The sequence below is a fragment of the Rathayibacter rubneri genome (assembly GCF_023743255.1).
GTDB classification, from domain to species: Bacteria; Actinomycetota; Actinomycetes; order Actinomycetales; family Microbacteriaceae; genus Rathayibacter; species Rathayibacter rubneri.
On sequence record NZ_JAMRYM010000085.1, the window covers coordinates 1 to 15,342 of the forward strand.

The following is a 15,342-nucleotide window of genomic DNA, read 5'->3' on the forward strand; positions in this document are numbered from 1 at the left end:
AGACGGGGCGGGACGGTTCCTCAGAAGTTGCGGGAAAGGCCCGCGCTCACCGCAACTTCTGGAGGAGGGAGGAGCGGAGGAGGAGCGGAGAAGGAGGGACGGTGGCGTCAGAAGGTCGCGGCCGCGAGGCGGCTCGTGCCGGGGTCGCCGGTGCCGAGCACGACGAGACTCCGGACGGGGGACGCGAGGGCGTCGTCCGGCACCGGGAACGACTGCTCCGACTCCGCGGTGAGCGGTCCGAGGACCGTGCCCAGGATGTCGGGCGGGCGCGGGGAGTCGACGGCGAAGCTCCTCTCGCTGAGCAGGAGGAAGGGGTCGTACGCCGGGGTGACGGTGACGCCCGTCAGGGTCACCCAGACGGTGCCGTCCTCCCGGCGGTCGATCGAGACCTGCCCTGCCGCGTCGGCCGAGAGGCCGGTGAGCGCCCCGGTCAGCGGGAGTCGCTCGCCGAGGGGCTCGACGGCCGATCCCGGGGTGCTCGCGGACGAGGCGGTCGGCGGGCCGGACGGTGCGGCGGCGCCAGATGCGGCCGAGGCGGTCGGTGCGGGCGCCGGCTCGGTGCAGGCCGTCAGCGCGAGCGCGAGACCCGCCAGCAGGAGTGCCGCTCGCGGCACGCGGTTCATCGTCATCGAGGGGCCCCCACCCGCGATCGCCCGACCGCTCCCGGCCGACGATACGCGAGGGCCGCGACCGGTCGCGCTCAGGCCGCGCCGAGGCGCGTCACCGCGGAGGCGATCGCGCGGGTGGTCTCGCCGTCGGGCCAGCGCAGCACGACGCCCTCGCCGGCGACCACGCGGCCGATCGGAGCGGTCGCGGCGTGCGGCGAGCGCATCCGTCCCCGGCCCGGCCGGTCGGCGGTGAGCATCGCGAAGCCGGGGAAGCAGGAGAGCCAGTCGGCCACTCCGGCCGCAGCGGGATGGGGGACAGCGGCGACGTCGATCTCGGCACCGCCGCCGGACGCCTCCGCGAGCATGCCGACGGTGCCGACCAGGCCCGCCATGCTGACGTCCTTGGCGCCGTCGGGCGAGCAGGCGCCGACACTCGCGGCGAGGGAGCGCAGGACCTCGGAGGAGCGGGCGGACGTCGAGTCCCACTGCGCCCCCGCGTAGCCGGGGCGCCACGATCCGCCGAGGTCGGCGGTCAGGCTGAGCTCGTGGCCCAGCGGAGCCGAGCCCGGGACGGGACGCGCGGTGCGGCCGAGCCCGGTCACGGACAGCGCGGCGGGCACGCCGAGCTGGGTGTGACCACCGAGCAGCGGCACGCCCCACGCCTCGGCTCCGGCGCGGAGGCCGCGGAGGATGCGGGCGGCGGAGTCGGCGTCGCGGGCGCCGACCGCGTCGAGCAGGCCGACCGGGTCCGCGCCCATGGCGGTGAGGTCGTTGACGTTCACGAGCACCGAGCACCAGCCCGCCCACTCCGGATCCCGCTCGACCATCGAGGGGACGATCGCGTCGCAGACGGCGACGAGGTCCGAGCCCGGGACCGGCGCGCCGTCGTCGCCGCGGAAGCCGGGGCCGCCGAGCTGCCCCGCGAAGGCCTCGAGCAGCGGGCCGAGAGAGGCCTTGGCCGCGCGGGACTGGCGGTCGAACCGGTGGATCGGCCAGCGCATCCGCACGTGGGGGAGTCCTGCGACGTCGGCGGTGCCGAGGCGGTCCCAGCCGAGGCGGCGGAAGAGGACCTCGTTCTGCCGCTGCACGGTCGCCTCGAAGCGGATCACGCCCCGCGACTCCGCCTCCGCGCACGCGGCGCGCACGAGGGCCGCGCCCAGGCCGGCCGCACCGCGCGCGTCGCGCCGCACGACCAGGCGGCTGCCGGTCCACCAGCCGAGGTCGGGCTCGAGGGCGGGCGCCAGGCGCACCCCGCCGACGACCTCGCCGCCGAGCCGGGCGACGAGCACGACCGTCCGCGGGTCGTCGTCGAGGTCGTCGCGGTCGTCGGAGTCGAACAGCTGCTGCTCCTCGACGAACACCGCTCTGCGCAGGGCTCGGTAGGCGAGGGTCCCGGCCGCATCGGCGACGGCGATCGCGAGCGGCGCGACCGGAGCGATCCTCCGCACGCCCTCGAGGATCGACAGCTCCATCAGGCGCCGGCGGTCTTCAGCACGCCGCACGCGCCGCAGGCGGCGCAACCCGCCTTCTGACCGGACGAGAGCATGCCCGCCGCGATCAGCAGCGCGGCCACCTGCTCGCTGACCGACTCGAGGAGCGAGCCGGCGGGCGGGAGGACGTGGTCCACCTCCGTGGCGAGCGTGCCCTTCAGCGGGCGGAACGGGACGACGAACGGGTACACGCCCATCTCGATCAGCTCGCCCGCGCTCGCGACGAGCTGGTCCGGGTCCTCGCCGAGGCCGATGAGGAGGTAGGTCGAGACCTGGTTGCGGCCGAAGATCCGCACGGCCTCCGCCCACGCCTGCTTGTACTTCTCGGTCGAGACGCGCGCCTTGCCGGGGGTCCAGCGGCGGCGGATGTCGTCGTCCATCGACTCGATGTGGATCCCGATCGAGAGGGCTCCGGCGTCCTTCAGCTCCTGCAGCGCCGCGAGATCCTCGGGCGGCTCGCACTGCACCTGGATCGGCAGTCCCGGCACCGCCTCGAGCACGGCGCGGACGCAGCGGGCGAGGTGCCGCGCTCCGCGATCGCGGCCCTTCGAGGTGCCGGTGGTCATCACCATCTGGCGGATGCCGTCGAGCCGGGCGGCCGCCTCGGCGACCTCGGCGAGCTGCGCGGGGGTCTTCACCGCGATGGTGGAGTCGTTCGCCAGGGAGGCCTCGATGGCGCAGAACCGGCAGCGCTCGGCCTCGTCGTAGCGCATGCAGGTCTGCACGACGGTGGTGGCCAGGATGTTCCGGCCGTGCAGCCGCGCGATCTTCTCGTACGAGACTCCGTCGGCCGTCTCGAGGTCGTAGAAGCGCGGGCGCTTCACGGGTTCGACGTCCAGGCCCAGATCGGCGCCGTCGAGCAGCAGCCGTCCGTTCGTGACGGAGTAGGGGCTGCGCGGATTCACGGGGATCGCGGCACCGAGGCCGCCGATCACGACGTGCCCGTCGTCGCTCGGCCCGGCTCCGGCCTCCCGGTGGACGGGGGCGTCGACGCGGATGCCCTGCAGCGCGATGTCGACGCGGGTGCGCAGGGCGCTCGGGGCGGCGCCGCAGCCGGCGCCGGAGTCGGTCGCGGCATCCGGGACGGTGGCGGCGGCGGTGCGCAGGCGGGGCATCTGCAGGTCGGTCATGGGGCTCCTCGGTGCGATCGAGTCGAGCGGTGCGCGGCGCGGACGTCCGTCGCCGTGAGCACCCATCCAAGGCGCCGGGTGTTTCCGATCGATGACATCCGGAACGCGATCCTGTTACATCCGCGACGGCTGTCGTGTAACGCAGGCTTCTTCCGCTCGAAACCACACGGAAACAGGGGCGGCCTTGACTGATCGGTACCCGGAGGCGTCCCCGACGACCCGGCCCCGTCGCTCCGCTCGTCCGGATCCGCCCCGAGCGACACCGGCACCACCCGCATCACAGCACGACCGCATCACCCGGCTCTCCTGTTACTGCACCATCACACCGCGCTGAGGCGCAGTCGTCCTCCCCTCGCACCGCGCTCAGCCGCGGTCGTCCACCCTCGCACCGCGTCCAGGCGCGGTCGTTCTCCCCTCGCACCTGCGCCGCTCGGCGCAGTCCCTCGACGAACCCCGGAGGTTCCCGTGTCCGACATCGAAGACCAGATCACCGCCAACATCGAGAAGTCCCGCTCCGAGATCGCGCACCCGTCGCTCCCGAACGGCAGCAACCTCTACGGCTCCACCAAGGTGTTCCCCGACTACCAGGCCGAGCCCGGCCAGTCGTACTTCACCCTCGTGCACGGCATCGCGCACGAGTCCTCCGTCAGCTTCGTCGCGATCCTGCAGGCGACCCGCGCCGCCCGGAAGGGCTTCGAGTCGGCCGTGTACTTCTACGGTCCCGGCACCATCAACGCCATGGCGACCCGCGGCTTCCCGACGGTCGGCGACTCCGGCTTCCCCGGTGAGCAGAACATCAACAACGCGCTCAAGACCTTCATCGAGGAGGGCAACCGCGTCTTCGTCTGCCGCTTCGGCATGGCGCTGCACGGCCTCCGCGAGGAGGACCTGATCGAGGGCACGATCCCGTGCCACCCGCTCGACGTGCAGGACGCGCTCATCCACTACGCCCGCAAGGGCGCCATCATCAACTCCACCTACAACCTCTAGGCGCTCGCCATGACGATCGTCGGATCCGTCGCGGCCAACTTCACCCGCGACCTCGACCAGAACTACGCGCTCATCCAGGCGCTCGCCGACGAGGCGAGGGAGAAGCGCGTCGAGTTCCTCGCGCTGCCCGAGGCCGCGATCGGCGGCTACCTCTCCTCGCTCGGCAACCACGGCGACACGATCCGCACCACCACGCGGTCGATGCCGCCGGCGATCTCGCTGGACGGGCCGGAGCTGCGCCGGGTGCAGGAGATCGCGGGCGACCTGCTCGTCGCGATCGGCTTCTGCGAGCTCGACGAGGACGGCGAGACCCGCTACAACGCGGCGGCACTGCTGGACGGCGGGCAGATCTACGGCAGCTACCGCAAGGTGCACCAGCCGCTGGGCGAGCACCTGTCGTACTCGCCGGGGCCGGGCTACGCCGTGCACGAGACCCCGGTCGGCCGCGTGGGACTGCAGATCTGCTACGACAAGGCGTTCCCGGAGGCGGCGCGCTCGATGGCGCTCGACGGCGCCGAGATCATCGCCTCGCTCTCGGCCTGGCCCGCCGCGCGCACCGCGACCGCCGAGAACCTGCAGGAGGACCGCTGGACCTACCGGTTCAACCAGTTCGACATCGCCCGGGCGCTCGACAACCAGGTGTTCTGGATGGCGTCGAACCAGTCGGGAACCTTCGGATCGCTCCGCTACGTCGGGAACGCGAAGATCGTCGATCCGGGCGGCAACATCCTCGCGACGACGCTGCTGGGCTCCGGCATGGCGGTCGCCGAGATCGACGTGCAGGGCACGTTCGAGGCGATGCGCGGCGGCATGTTCCACCTGCGCGACCGGCGTCCGGACGCCTACGACATCGACCGCGTCTGGAGCGGAGGGCTCGTCCATGCCTGAGATGACCTTCTCCATCCGCTGGCCGGACGGCGCCGAGGAGCGCTGCTACTCGCCGAGCCTGGTCATGCACGACTTCCTCGCCGAGGGCGAGAGCTATGCGCTCGAGGACTTCGTCGGCCGCTCGAGCGAGGCGCTGCGGATCGCGAGCGACCGCGTGCGCGCGCGGTTCGGCTTCGCCTGCACCTCCGCGATGCAGCAGGAGGCGGACATCGTCGCCGCGGCCGCCCGGTTCGACGGCGGACGCGTCCGCGTGCTGGCCATGGATCCGCCGGCGGTGCCGTCGTGACCGCGCTCGAGAACGGCCGGCACGTCGAGGTCGCGGTGATCGGAGCGGGCCAGGCCGGTCTCTCGATCAGCCGCCTCCTCACCGACGACGGAGTGGACCACCTCGTGATCGAGCGCGACACGATCGCGCACGACTGGCTCGACCGGCGCTGGCGGAACTTCACCCTGGTCACCCCGAACTGGCAGTGCCGACTGCCCGCCTATCCGTACGACGGCGACGACCCCGACGGCTTCATGACGCGCGACGAGGTGCACGCGTGGGTCCGCCGCTACGCCGAGTCGTTCGACGCGCCGGTCGTCGAGGGCACCGAGGTGCTGCGGATGCGCGAGCGCGAGGGCGGCGGCTTCGAGGTCGTCACCTCGCGCGGGACGATCACCGCCGACCGCGTCGTCGTGGCGACGGGCGGCTACCACCGGCCCGTGCTGCCGGCCGTGGCGCAGCGACTCCCCGACTCCGTCGTGCAGCTGCACTCGGCCGACTACCGCTCGGCCGCCGAGCTCCCGGACGGCGGCGTGCTCGTCGTCGGATCGGGCCAGTCCGGGGCGCAGATCGCGGAGGACCTCTTCCTCGAGGGCCGCGAGGTGCACCTGGCGCTGGGCACGGCTCCGCGGGTCGCCCGCTTCTACCGCGGGCGCGACTGCGTCGCCTGGCTCTCGGACATGGGCGTCTACGACGTCCCCGTGCACGCGCAGGTCGGCGGGCTCTCGAAGCGGGAGTCGACCAACCACTACGTCACGGGGCGCGATGGCGGGCGCGACATCGACCTGCGCGCCTTCGCCCGCGACGGCATGCGGCTGTACGGCCGACTGCGGAGGGTCGACGGCGGCGTGCTGCGCTTCGCTCCGACCGCGGAGGCGTCGCTGGACTACGCGGACTCGGTGGCGGAGTCGATCAAGAACGACATCGACGCCTACATCGAGCGCACGGGAGTGCACGCGCCGACAGAGGCGCGGTACGCGCCCGTCTGGCGGCCGGAGCGCGAGATCGAGGAGCTCGACCTCGCGGCGGCGGGGATCACGACCGTGATCTGGGCCGTCGGCTTCCGATCCGACTACTCCTGGGTGCAGGTCGGGGTCTTCGACGGCTCGGGCCACCCGACGCACCGACGCGGAGCCACGGCGGTCCCGGGCCTGTTCTTCCTCGGCCTGCCGTGGCTGCACACGTGGGGCTCCGGCCGGTTCGAGGCCGTCGCACGGGATGCGGAGCACATCGCCGCGCAGCTGCGCGCGGACGCACCGTCGACACGGTTCGCGGGCGCCGCGGTACGGTGACGCCGACCGGCCGCGAGCGCGGGGCCGGGAGGCGGGAGTGGGGACCATGACGACGATCACGATGGCCGCGGTGGCGGCGCACTTCGGCCGCGACCTCGAGCGCACCCTCGTGAAGCTGCCCGGGATCATCGGCGGAGCCCGCGAGAGGGGAGTCGACCTGCTCGTGCTGCCCGACGCGACGCTCGGCGGCTACCTGCTCGACCTGCACCACCCGGGACCGGACGACCTGCCGCAGGCCGTGGAGGTGGACGGGCCCGAAGTGGCCGCCGTGGCGCGGATGGCGGGCGACACGACGGTGTGCTTCGGCATCGCCGAGCGGGCGCTCGAGCACGGCGAGGTGCGCCGCTACAACACCGCCGTCTGCGTGCAGGGCGGAGTGGTCGTCGGCACCCACCGCAAGGTCCACCTGCCGCTGGGCGAGTCGGAGGTCTACGCGGCGGGCGACCGCTTCGGCTCGTTCGACAGCCCGGTCGGGAGGATCGGCATGATGATCGACTTCGACAAGACGTTCCCGGAGTCGGCGCGCTCGCTGGCGCTGGACGGCGCCGAGATCCTCTGCTGCCTGAGCGCCTGGCCCGCGAGCGTGACCGACCGCTCCGACCGCATCCGCAACGACCGCCAGGCGCACCTGTTCGACCTCTACGACTGCGCGAGGGCTGCCGAGAACCAGGTGTACCTCGTGTCGTCCAACCAGACCGGGGTGCTGGGCGGGCTGCGGTTCCTCGGCCAGGCAAAGGTCGTGGATCCGGCGGGGGAGATCGTCGCGAAGACCTGGGCCAAGGGCGGCCTCGCGAGCGCGTCCGACGACGTGTCGGCGGCGGTGGCGCGCGCCCGCCGCAGCATGGACCACCTCCGCGACCGTGCGGAGCACAGCTACCACCCGGGCGTGCGCCTCGCGCCGGGACTCGACTAGAGGGGGGCCGCCCGTGCGGATCGCGCTGCTGACGTACTCCACCCGGCCGCGCGGCGGGGTGGTGCACACCCTCGCCCTGGCGGAGGCGCTCGCCGGCCGCGGTCACGACGTGACGGTGTGGACGCTCGGGCGCGGCGGCGACGAGGCCTTCTTCCGTCCCGTCGATCCGGCGGTGCGGGTGCGGGTCGTGCCGTTCGCCGCCCGTGACGACGAGAGTGTCGGCGACCGGATCGTCCGCTCCCTCGCCGCGATGGCCGGGGCGCTGGGCGGCGAGGCCGACGTGGTGCACGCGCAGGACTGCATCTCGGCGAACGCGGCGCTCGACGCGCGCTTCGCGGGGCCCGGCGGACTGCTGCGCACCGTGCACCACCTCGACGAGTTCACGACTCCGGCGCTCGTCGCGTGCCACGAGCGCGCCCTGATCGGACCGTCGGCGCTGCTCTGCGTGTCGCAGGCGGTCGCCGACGACGTGGCTCTCGGGTGGGGGCGGCGGGCGGTGGTGATCCCGAACGGAGTGGATGCGGCGCGGTTCGCGGCGGCGTCCGGGAGCGACGCGGCGCTGGCGTGGCGCGCACGGCTCGGCCCGTACGTGCTCGCCCTCGGCGGCATCGAACCGCGCAAGGGCAGCATCGACCTGCTCGAGGCGCACGCCCGTCTCGCCCCGGGCACCGCGCTGGTGTTCGGCGGGGGCGAGACGCTCTTCGACTACCGGCCCTACCGCGAGGAGTTCGAGCGCCGGGCCCGCGAGCTCGGGGTGGCACCCGTCGTGCTGGGGACGGTGCCGGAGGAGGACGTCGCGCCGCTCGTCGCCGGCGCGTCGGTGCTCGGCTTCGCCTCGACCAAGGAGGGCTTCGGCCTGGCGGCGATGGAGGCGCTCGCCGCGGGGGTGCCGGTCGTCGCCCGCGATCTGCCGGTGCTGCGCGAGGTGTTCGGGGACGCGGTGGCCTACGGGGCGGACGTCGAGGGGATCCGGGCGGCTCTCGCGGCGGCGCTCGACGGGTCGGCGCCGCGCGACGGCCGGTCGCTGGCGTTCTCGCACGACTGGCGCGATGTCGCCGCTCGGCACGAGGACCTCTACCGCCGGCACCTGGACCTCTGATGCGCCGCTCCTTCTCGCGCTGCCTGACGGCGCTCGCCGACGCGGATCCGGAGCGGATCGTGGTGATCGCGGACGACCGCACCCTCACCGCGGGCGAGCTCGAGCTCGAGAGCACGCGGCTCGCGCGCTCCTACCTGGCGCTCGGAGTGGTGCACGACTCGCTCGTGGCCGTCTCGCTGCCGAACACGGCCGAGTTCGTCGTGGTCTGCGCCGCGGTCTGGAAGGCGGGCGCGACTCCGCTGCCCCTGTCGCGCGACCTCTCCCCGCGCGAGCGCGCGGAGATCGCCGAGCTCGCGCGCCCCGCGCTGACCGTCGGCTTCGCGCTCGACGCAGTGCCGTCGGTGCCGGCCGGGCACGTGCCTGACCCCGCGCTGCCGGACGCTCCGCTGCCGGACGCCGCCGCGTCGTCGTGGAAGGCGCCCGCCTCCTCCGGCAGCACCGGCCGCCCCAAGATCGTGCTCGCCGCCGCGCCCGCCGTCATGGACCCCACGCAGCCGGTCGCCGCGTTCCTGCCCCGGGAGGGGGTGCAGCTGGTCACGGGGCCGCTCACCCACTCCGCGACGTTCACCTACGCCTTCCGCGGGCTGCTGACGGGTCAGCGGCTCGTGATCCTGCCGCGATTCGACGAGCGGAGGGTGCTCGCCGCGATCCAGGAGCACCGCGTCACCTGGGCGCTGCTGGTGCCCACGACGATCCACCGGCTTCTGCGCTGGCCGGGGCGCCGCGACGCCGATGTCTCCTCGCTCGAGACGGTGCTGCACCTGGGTTCGCCCTGCCCGCCCGCCGACAAGCGCGGGCTGATCGAGTGGCTGGGCGCCCGGACGGTGGTCGAGGTGTACGCGGGCAGCGAGTCGAACGGGCTGACGATGATCCGGGGTGACGAGTGGCTCCAGCGGCCGGGCAGCGTCGGCCGGCCGATCGGCGGCACGGAGGTGCGGATCCTCGACGCGCAGGGGGCGGCGGTGGCGGTGGGGGAGCCGGGCACGATCTGGATGCGGCGCGGCGCGGATCCGGCCTACCGCTACCTCGGCGGGGAGTCGCGGCGGAGCGAGGACGGCTGGGACACGCTCGGCGACCTCGGTTCGGTCGACTCCGACGGCTACGTGACCGTGCTCGACCGTGTCGACGACCTCGTGCTGCGCGGCGGGGTGAGCATCCATCCGGCCGAGATCGAGCGGGTGCTGGAGGAGCATCCCGCGGTGCGCGGCGCCGTCGCGTACGGCGTGCCGGACGAGGACCTGGGCCAGGCGGTGGAGGCGGTGGTCGACATCGACCGGGCGGACGTCGGGGTCGACGAGCTGCTGGCCTTCGCGCGGGAGCGGCTGGGGCGGGCGCGGACGCCGCTTGCGCTGCGGATGCAGCGGGAGCCGCTGCGCAGCGACGCGGGGAAGGTGAACCGGCGGCGGCTGGCCGAGGGGTGAGCACGCTCCTCCGGAAGTCGCGGTATCGGCGCGCGCTTCCCGCAACTTCTGGAGGAACGGGGCAGCGGAGAGGGGGCTCGAGCCGAAGTGCCCTCGTCGCTTCCTCAGAAGTTGCGGTATCGGCTCGCGCTTCCTGCAACTTCTGGAGGAGGAGCGGAAGCGAGGAGGAGGAGCAGCCAGAAGAAGGAGAAGGGCCGGGCGGCTCGGACCCTCAGGCGCGCGGGCAGTGCAGCTGCGTGCGCTCGCCCGAGCGGTCGATCTCGTGCAGCGCCATGGGGCGGCCGCAGAGCGGGCAGACGGGGTCCGCGGGGGCGACGTAGGGCTCCTCCGGGCGGCCGATGCCGACGTGGGCGGGTCCGGTGAAGGAGTAGATCGCGCGGTTGATCCGGTTGTAGAGCCCCGGCTTGCCGTCGAAGGGGTTCATCGGGTTCGGCGTCCGCTCGGGACGGTCCTCGTTCTTCCTTCGTGCCATAACCATTAGTATACGAAGGAATCATGTCGTGGGCCAGGAGTCACGGGGTTCTGCTGTCGAACGGTGCGCCTCCCGATGGCAGACTGACACGATGAGTGCAGCCGTGCCGGCGACGTCCGGCTTCGTGCGCGCGAGTCGTCGGGTCGACGACGCGATCTCCTTCTACACGGACGCCTACCGCGGCTCGCGGTTCCGGGCGGAGCCGCTGCGGGACTCCTTCTTCTTCCGCTACACCGCGGTGGGCGACGAGCGGGTGAGCATCCGGACCTCGGCGTTCCGCGGCTCGGTCCGCGGCCAGATCGCTCCGGAGGGCGAGTACGTCGTCTCGTGGCTGCACGCGGGCCGCGGAGTGATGGACGTCGGCCGGGACGAGACTCCGCTGCAGCGCGCCCGCCCCGCCGTGTTCCCCACCGGGCGCCCGTTCGAGTTCGACTTCGGCGAGTACGACCAGCGGCTCGTCCACGTGGACGCGGAGCTCCTCGAGGAGCTCGCCGCCGAGTCGACGGGGACCGACGCGGCCCCGCTCGTCTTCGACCACCGTGCGGTGCCGCACCCCGCGGCGGTCGGCGCGTGGTGGAGCGCGGTGAACGACCTCTCGGGTCTGCTCGGCGGCACGGCCACCGTCCTGCAGCTCGCCGAGGCCGATCGGGGGGTGGCGCTGCGCCTCCTCGCGGCGTTCCCGCACCGGCCGGTCCGCCTGCCGACTGAGATCCTCCGGCCCCGGAACGCGCACCTCCTGCGCGCCGCGGAGTTCGTCCACGCGTTCGCCTCGTCGCCGATCTCGCTCACCGACATCGCCGCCGCGGCCGCGCTCACCCCGCGGGCGCTGCAGCTCGCGTTCCGGCGGCACTTCGGGCTCACCCCGCTGGGCTACCTCCGCGACGTGCGGCTCGACCGCGCGCGCGACGAGCTGCTCCGAGCGGAGCCGTCCGACACGACCATCGCCGCGGTGGCCGCGCGGTGGGGGTTCCTGAACGCGGGGCGCTTCGCCGGCGCCTACGCGCAGCGGTTCGGCGAGTACCCGCTCGAGACCCTGCGACGGGCGCGCTGAGCGCTCTCGAGTCGGCGCTCAGGGCCCGCCGAGCCAGTGGTCGATGCGGTGGTGGTCGGGCGTGAACCCGTGGTCGACGCCCCAGAGGACCGCCTGCGTGCGGCTGGTCGCCCCGATCTTGCCGTAGACGCTGCGGATGTAGGACTTCACGGTGTTGGGGCTGAGGTAGGTGAGCGCGGCGACGTCGGCGTTGCTCTTGCCCTGGGTGATGAGCGCCAGGATCTCGGACTCGCGATCGGTGATGCCCTCGTGCCGGCCCGGCCAGTCGAGCCCGGGAGCGGCTCCGGCCCGCTGCGGCGGATCGCTGACGACGACCTCGCCCGCGGCGACCCGCTCGAGAGCGGTCACGAGATCGCGCGCGGGCAGGGTCTTCGAGAGGTAGCCGTGCACGCCCTGCTCGAGCGCGTCGGCGACGAGAGTGGGAGCGAAGTTCCAGGTGTAGACGACGACGTGGCGGGCCCGCGGGTTGCGCACCAGGCCGGCGATCTCGTCGTGGTCCGACTCCGGCTGCGCGAACGAGTCGTACAGCACGATGTCGATGGAGTCGGAGAGGGTCGCGTTCGCATCGATCTCGGCCACGAGCACGCGGTGCCGGTAGTGGTCGAACATGTGGGCGAGGCCGGTGAGGACCACGTCGTAGTCGTCGACCAGCGCGACGGTGAGGGGCGCGGTCCGGGACATGGGTCGGACGCTACCGCACGGCGCCGGGCGGCGACCACACCCCCAGGGGTGTACCGGCGGGGCCCTGCGGGTGGGACTGTTGCCTCAGGCCCCGCAACAGCAGGGCTGACACGCGGACCCGGTCCGCTCAACGGAAGGTGACCATCGTGATCGGTCTCATCATCAGCATCATCGTCGTCGGTCTCATCGCCGGAGCGCTGGCGCGGCTCGTCGTCCCCGGACGCCAGAACATCAGCATCCTGATGACCATCGTGCTCGGCATCGTCGGCTCGTTCGTCGGCGGGTTCCTCGGGTTCCTGATCTTCGGTCAGGACGCGGGCGACGGCTTCCTCCAGCCGGCCGGCATCATCGGCTCGATCATCGGGGCGATCATCGTGCTGCTGGTCTACACCCGCTTCGCCGGCCGCTCGGGCTCGCGCCGCTGAGCATCCGACGCCGTTCCTCCTCGCGGAGGTTTCGGACCGGGCCGGACGGGGAAGGGGAGGAGTGCACCTTCCCCGGATCCGGCCCGCCGGCTCCGCACCACCGAGAGGAACACCCCGTGGTCGCCATCGCCCCCCTTCGAGAGCGCTTCGACGGAATCGAGAGGATCGCCGTGATGCGCGGCGGCGGCCTCGGCGACCTGCTGTTCGCGCTGCCGGCCGTGGACGCGCTCGCCGCCGCCTACCCCGACGCCTCGATCACCCTGCTCGGCACCCCTGCGCACAAGGTCCTGCTCGAGGGCGGGGTGTCGCCCGTGGCGGACGTCGAGGTCCTCCCCGTCGCCCAGGGCGTCCGGGACGGCGAGGGCGAGGATCCGCGCGTCGTCGAGGACTTCACCGCCCGCATGCGAGCGCGCTCCTTCGACCTCGCCGTGCAGCTGCACGGCGGCGGACGCTACTCCAACCCGTTCCTCTCGCGGCTCGGCGCCCGGCACACCGTCGGCTGCCGCACGCCCGACGCCGCCGAGCTGGAGCGCACGATCCCCTACGTCTACTACCAGCACGAGATGCTGCGCGCGCTCGAGGTCGTCGGCCTCGCGGGCGCCCCCGCGGTGCGGCTCGAGCCCGAGCTCCACGTCGACGTCGAGCGGCGCGACCGGCTCGCCGCCGTGCTGGGCGGTGACGGCCCGCTCGTGCTGATCCACCCGGGCGCGACCGATCCGCGCCGCCGCTGGCCGTCGGAGTCGTTCGCCGCCGTGGCCGCGGCCCTGCTCGAGGACGGAGCGCGCTTGCTCGTCGTCGGAGACGAGTCCGACGTGCCCGCGGCCGACGCGATCGTCGCCGCCGCCCCCGGCGCGGAGTCGTGGGCCGGGCGCGTGGAGCTGCGCGACCTCGCTCCGCTGCTCTCGCTCGCCGACCTGGTGCTGGGCAACGACAGCGGACCGCGCCACCTCGCGGCGGCGGTCGGCGCTCCCACGGTCGGCGTCTTCTGGGTGGGCAACGCGATCAACGCGGCTCCGCTGGGCCGGCAGCGCCACCGCGTGCAGCTCAGCTGGACGACGGCGTGCCCCGTCTGCGGTCGCGACGCCACCCAGGTCGGGTGGACGGCGCCGCGCTGCGAGCACGACCCGTCGTTCGTCTCGGACGTGCGCATCGAGGCCGTCCTGGAGGACGTGCGCGAGGTGCTCGCCTCCACCCGCTGAGATGCGAGATGCCACTCCGGTGCGCCCGCGACGGCGTGTCGCGGACCGGAGTGGCATCTCGCAGAGCAGATCCCTAGGGGATCACGCGGCTCACGGCCAGGACGGCTCCTCCTCGTGCGTGATGACGAGCTCGCGCACCTCGCAGCCCTGCGGCTGGCCGAGGACGAACATGACGGCGTTCGCCACGTTCTCGGGCTCGTTGAGCAGGGCGTCGGGGCCCGGCTTATACTGCGCGTCGCGGTCGTCGAAGAAGCGCGTCTTCATGCCCGAGGGGATGAGCGTCGTGACGCCGATCTCGCCCTTGGTCTCGGCGGCGAGGGCCCGGGTGAAGCCGAGCACGCCGAACTTCGACGCGCAGTAGGCGGTCGCGTCCGAGACGGCCTTGATCGCGAGCGACGAGGCGACGGTGACGACGCGTCCGTGGGTCTCGGTGAGGAACGGCAGCGCCGCCCGGACCACCGCGGCGGTGCCGAGGAGGTTGACCGAGATCACGCGCTCCCACTCCTCCGGGTCGACGTCGACGAGGCGGCCGCAGCGGTCGATGCCGGCGGCGGTGACGACGGCGTCGAGTCCGCCGTGCTCGCGGGCGATCTCGACGACGGCCTTCTCGGCCTCGCGGGTCTTCGCGACGTCCACCTGGTAGGCGGCGACGCCGTCCGCCACGTTCGAGACGTCGCGGTCGAGCACGATCGGGGTGCCGCCCGCGGCGGTGACGGCAGCTGCGACGGCGGCGCCGAGACCCGAGGCGCCTCCGGTGATCAGGACGCGGCCGATGGGGGTGGGGGTGAGACTCATGATGTCCTTCTGGGTGACGGTGCGACGGGTCGCGGGTGGCTCGCCGTCGCGGGGCGGGAGTGGTGAGGTCAGCCGACGCGGGCGAGCGCCGCGGCGAGGTGGGTGGTCGAGCGGCCCGGGTGGTACGGCACGGTGAGCACGCGCCCGCCCCACTCGGCGACGGTCGCGGTCTCGGGCAGGGACTCGGCGGAGTAGTCGCCGCCCTTCACCCAGACGTCCGGGCGGATGCGGCGCAGCGCCTCGTCGGGGGTGTCCTCGCCGAAGACGAGCACCGCGTCGACGCACTCGAGCGCGAGCAGCAGGTCGACCCGGTCGTCCTCGGGGAGGATCGGGCGCGACGCCCCCTTGAGGCGGCGGACCGAGTCGTCGGAGTTGAGGCAGACGATCAGGCAGTCGCCCAGCGCCCGCGCAGCCGAGAGGGTGCGGGCGTGACCCGCGTGCAGCAGGTCGAAGCAGCCGCCGGTCGCGACGACCGTGCCGCCGGCGCCGCGCACGGCCTCGGCGACGCGCAGCGCGTCCACTCCGGCGCTGTGCAGCACGGCGGTGTCGGTCGGGGCGGCGAGGGAGGCGACGCCTCCCGCGAGGAGGTACGCACCGGCGTCCGCGACGGCCGCGCTCACGCC

The 15,342-nt window shown here is 73.5% G+C and carries 17 protein-coding genes; 10 read left to right on the forward strand and 7 right to left on the reverse strand.

Annotated features, from left to right (window positions below):
• Positions 1-107: 107 nt before the first annotated feature.
• The 3 genes from NB037_RS15405 to NB037_RS15415 all read right to left on the reverse strand — a co-directional run bounded on the left by NB037_RS15405 (position 108) and on the right by NB037_RS15415 (position 3,228).
• Positions 108-629, reverse strand: coding sequence for a hypothetical protein (locus NB037_RS15405; RefSeq protein ID WP_251947194.1), 522 nt, complete (start codon positions 627-629; stop codon positions 108-110).
• Positions 630-700: 71 nt separating this feature from the next.
• Positions 701-2,110: an MSMEG_0567/sll0787 family protein gene (locus NB037_RS15410; protein WP_251947196.1), complete on the reverse strand. Its 1,410-nt coding sequence runs from the start codon at positions 2,108-2,110 to the stop codon at positions 701-703.
• Complete coding sequence (locus NB037_RS15415) at positions 2,080-3,228, reverse strand: MSMEG_0568 family radical SAM protein (RefSeq protein WP_251947198.1); 1,149 nt, start codon at positions 3,226-3,228, stop codon at positions 2,080-2,082. The genes NB037_RS15410 and NB037_RS15415 overlap by 31 nt, the downstream gene beginning before the upstream one ends.
• Before the next feature lie 465 nt (positions 3,229-3,693).
• Here NB037_RS15415 and NB037_RS15420 point away from each other — a divergent pair, with 465 nt between their 5' ends.
• Genes NB037_RS15420 through NB037_RS15450 form a run of 7 tightly spaced genes read left to right on the forward strand, consistent with a single transcriptional unit; the run spans position 3,694 to position 10,096 of the window.
• Positions 3,694-4,218 carry an MSMEG_0572/Sll0783 family nitrogen starvation response protein gene (locus NB037_RS15420; protein ID WP_056867650.1) on the forward strand — a complete coding sequence of 175 codons (525 nt, stop codon included), beginning with the start codon at positions 3,694-3,696 and terminating at the stop codon, positions 4,216-4,218.
• A gap of 9 nt (positions 4,219-4,227) precedes the next feature.
• Positions 4,228-5,106 carry a carbon-nitrogen hydrolase family protein gene (locus NB037_RS15425; RefSeq protein WP_251947199.1) on the forward strand — a complete coding sequence of 293 codons (879 nt, stop codon included), beginning with the start codon at positions 4,228-4,230 and terminating at the stop codon, positions 5,104-5,106.
• Positions 5,099-5,392: an MSMEG_0570 family nitrogen starvation response protein gene (locus NB037_RS15430; RefSeq protein ID WP_251947202.1), complete on the forward strand. Its 294-nt coding sequence runs from the start codon at positions 5,099-5,101 to the stop codon at positions 5,390-5,392. Before NB037_RS15425 ends, NB037_RS15430 begins: the two co-directional genes overlap by 8 nt.
• Positions 5,389-6,663 (forward strand): MSMEG_0569 family flavin-dependent oxidoreductase, encoded by a 1,275-nt coding sequence (locus NB037_RS15435; protein ID WP_251947204.1) that lies wholly within the window; start codon positions 5,389-5,391, stop codon positions 6,661-6,663. Before NB037_RS15430 ends, NB037_RS15435 begins: the two co-directional genes overlap by 4 nt.
• A gap of 46 nt (positions 6,664-6,709) precedes the next feature.
• Positions 6,710-7,576: a carbon-nitrogen hydrolase family protein gene (locus NB037_RS15440; protein ID WP_251947207.1), complete on the forward strand. Its 867-nt coding sequence runs from the start codon at positions 6,710-6,712 to the stop codon at positions 7,574-7,576.
• Between the two features lie 13 nt (positions 7,577-7,589).
• Positions 7,590-8,675: an MSMEG_0565 family glycosyltransferase gene (locus NB037_RS15445; protein ID WP_251947209.1), complete on the forward strand. Its 1,086-nt coding sequence runs from the start codon at positions 7,590-7,592 to the stop codon at positions 8,673-8,675.
• A complete protein-coding gene (locus NB037_RS15450; protein ID WP_279308989.1) occupies positions 8,675-10,096 on the forward strand; it encodes an AMP-binding protein in 1,422 nt (473 codons plus the stop codon). The genes NB037_RS15445 and NB037_RS15450 overlap by 1 nt, the downstream gene beginning before the upstream one ends.
• Positions 10,097-10,307: 211 nt before the next feature.
• On the opposite strand, the gene NB037_RS15455 is transcribed toward NB037_RS15450, so the two are convergent.
• The gene (locus NB037_RS15455) at positions 10,308-10,568 is read right to left on the reverse strand and encodes a hypothetical protein (protein WP_251947212.1); all 261 of its coding nucleotides are present in this window, start codon (positions 10,566-10,568) and stop codon (positions 10,308-10,310) included.
• A 91-nt stretch (positions 10,569-10,659) separates the two neighbouring features.
• Between NB037_RS15455 and NB037_RS15460 the strand changes: the two genes are divergently transcribed.
• Positions 10,660-11,619: a helix-turn-helix transcriptional regulator gene (locus tag NB037_RS15460; protein ID WP_251947215.1), complete on the forward strand. Its 960-nt coding sequence runs from the start codon at positions 10,660-10,662 to the stop codon at positions 11,617-11,619.
• 18 nt (positions 11,620-11,637) lie between these two features.
• On the opposite strand, the gene NB037_RS15465 is transcribed toward NB037_RS15460, so the two are convergent.
• On the reverse strand, positions 11,638-12,300 hold the full coding sequence (locus NB037_RS15465; RefSeq protein ID WP_251947217.1) for a response regulator transcription factor: 663 nt from the start codon (positions 12,298-12,300) through the stop codon (positions 11,638-11,640).
• Positions 12,301-12,446: 146 nt separating this feature from the next.
• Here NB037_RS15465 and NB037_RS15470 point away from each other — a divergent pair, with 146 nt between their 5' ends.
• Both NB037_RS15470 and NB037_RS15475 read left to right on the forward strand, forming a co-directional pair.
• Positions 12,447-12,725 carry a GlsB/YeaQ/YmgE family stress response membrane protein gene (locus tag NB037_RS15470; RefSeq protein WP_207404727.1) on the forward strand — a complete coding sequence of 93 codons (279 nt, stop codon included), beginning with the start codon at positions 12,447-12,449 and terminating at the stop codon, positions 12,723-12,725.
• 116 nt (positions 12,726-12,841) lie between these two features.
• On the forward strand, positions 12,842-13,924 hold the full coding sequence (locus NB037_RS15475; RefSeq protein ID WP_251947221.1) for a glycosyltransferase family 9 protein: 1,083 nt from the start codon (positions 12,842-12,844) through the stop codon (positions 13,922-13,924).
• Between the two features lie 90 nt (positions 13,925-14,014).
• Here the strand turns inward: NB037_RS15475 and NB037_RS15480 are convergent, their stop codons facing one another.
• Positions 14,015-14,719, reverse strand: a complete 705-nt coding sequence (locus NB037_RS15480; RefSeq protein ID WP_251947225.1) for an SDR family oxidoreductase — start codon at positions 14,717-14,719, stop codon at positions 14,015-14,017.
• 68 nt (positions 14,720-14,787) lie between these two features.
• Positions 14,788-15,342: D-glycero-beta-D-manno-heptose 1-phosphate adenylyltransferase (rfaE2, locus tag NB037_RS15485; RefSeq protein ID WP_251947228.1), on the reverse strand; the 555-nt coding region annotated here is incomplete at its 5' end.

Bases quoted from the DNA above. Each gene is read 5' to 3' on its own strand.
- NB037_RS15405 (WP_251947194.1), bottom strand. From the start codon at position 629: ATGACGATGAACCGCGTGCCGCGAGCGGCACTCCTGCTGGCGGGTCTC.
- NB037_RS15415 (WP_251947198.1), bottom strand. From the start codon at position 3,228: ATGACCGACCTGCAGATGCCCCGCCTGCGCACCGCCGCCGCCACCGTC.
- NB037_RS15425 (WP_251947199.1), top strand. From the start codon at position 4,228: ATGACGATCGTCGGATCCGTCGCGGCCAACTTCACCCGCGACCTCGAC.
- NB037_RS15430 (WP_251947202.1), top strand. From the start codon at position 5,099: ATGCCTGAGATGACCTTCTCCATCCGCTGGCCGGACGGCGCCGAGGAG.
- NB037_RS15440 (WP_251947207.1), top strand. From the start codon at position 6,710: ATGACGACGATCACGATGGCCGCGGTGGCGGCGCACTTCGGCCGCGAC.
- NB037_RS15450 (WP_279308989.1), top strand. From the start codon at position 8,675: ATGCGCCGCTCCTTCTCGCGCTGCCTGACGGCGCTCGCCGACGCGGAT.
- NB037_RS15455 (WP_251947212.1), bottom strand. From the start codon at position 10,568: ATGGCACGAAGGAAGAACGAGGACCGTCCCGAGCGGACGCCGAACCCG.
- NB037_RS15460 (WP_251947215.1), top strand. From the start codon at position 10,660: ATGAGTGCAGCCGTGCCGGCGACGTCCGGCTTCGTGCGCGCGAGTCGT.
- NB037_RS15465 (WP_251947217.1), bottom strand. From the start codon at position 12,300: ATGTCCCGGACCGCGCCCCTCACCGTCGCGCTGGTCGACGACTACGAC.
- NB037_RS15480 (WP_251947225.1), bottom strand. From the start codon at position 14,719: ATGAGTCTCACCCCCACCCCCATCGGCCGCGTCCTGATCACCGGAGGC.